Raw genomic sequence first — 1,262 nt, 5'->3', positions numbered from 1 at the left:
TGAGCCTCCCCAACTGAACGGGTCCACCGTTATGTTCAGGAAACGGAGGACTAAGAATGGCAGACAAGAGACCGAAGCCCGAAGATATTGTCTCGAAGTTACGGCAGGTTGAAGTTCTGATGGGGCAAGGCATGTCCCGTCTTGATGCGATCAGACAGATCGGCGTTGTTGAACAAACCTATTACCGCTGGCGAAAGAAGTACGGCGTAATGGGTGTAGATAAGTTGAAAGAACTGAAGCGGCTTCAGAATTGGAGCCGGTTAAGCAAACGATCCGGGGGATCGTTTGTCAGGCGGAACAACGAGCGGTTGAGACGCGCGGTTTCAGATCTGACGTTGGACAAACTGATCCTCACGGAGGCGGCCAAGGGAAACTACTGAGCCCCGCTCGTCGTCGCGCATGCGTCAGCCATGTACGCAACCAGCTGAACGTTTCCGAGAGACGCGCCTGCCGCGTGCTTGGACAACACCGGTCCACGCAACGGCGTGTCCCACAAGGTCGCGCAGACGAAGACCGATTAGTGGCCGACATGATCGAGCTGACCCGTCAATACGGCCGATATGGCTATCGCAGGATCGCTGCACTGCTGAGAGAGGCTGGATGGTCTGTCAGCGATGGGCGAATTGAACGGCTTTGGCGACGAGAGGGGCTGAAAGTGCCAGTGAAACAATCGAAGAAAGGACGGCTCTGGCTGAACGATGGCTCGTGTGTTCGGCTGAGGCCGGAGTATCGCAATCATGTATGGAGCTATGACTTCGTTCATTGTCGAACTGACGATGGCAAAGCTTTTCGGACGCTGAACATCCTTGATGAGCACAGCCGGGAGTGCCTAGCGATTAGAGTGAAGCGCAAGCTGAACTCGGTCGATGTGATCGATGCCCTGACGGATCTGTTCATACTGCGGGGTGCACCCCGCTTCATACGTTCAGACAATGGGCCAGAATTCAACGCCCAGGCCGTCCGAGACTGGATCGCCGCAGTTGGCGCCCAGACGGCTTACATTGAACCTGGGAGCCCGTGGAAGAACGGATACTGTGAAAGTTTCAATGGCAGGTTCAGGGATGAGCTACTCAACGGTGAAGTCTTCTACAGCCTACGCGAAGCTCAAATTCTGATCGAACAATGGAGGAGACACTACAACACAAAGCGGCCCCACAGTGCACTGGGCTACCGCCCGCCAGCACCTGAAACCATCATCCCAATGGATTACAGGCCGACGATGCACTAACAATCAATTTGGACCAGTCAGATGAGGCTGCTCA

1 protein-coding gene is annotated in these 1,262 nt (G+C 55.0%); it reads left to right on the top strand.

Annotated elements, in window-relative coordinates; translation table 11 throughout:
- Positions 1-56 precede the first annotated feature (56 nt).
- Positions 57-1,228 (top strand): IS3 family transposase gene (locus GOW93_RS20630; protein WP_170388283.1). Its coding sequence is split into 2 segments (ribosomal slippage): positions 57-366 and positions 366-1,228, totalling 1,173 coding nucleotides; the frame shifts between segments, so codons are not numbered across the junction.
- The last annotated feature ends 34 nt before the right edge of the window (positions 1,229-1,262 follow it).

This window comes from Ruegeria atlantica (assembly GCF_013032455.1).
Lineage (GTDB): Bacteria > Pseudomonadota > Alphaproteobacteria > Rhodobacterales > Rhodobacteraceae > Ruegeria > Ruegeria atlantica_B.
This window is presented reverse-complemented; position numbering and strand designations above follow the sequence as displayed.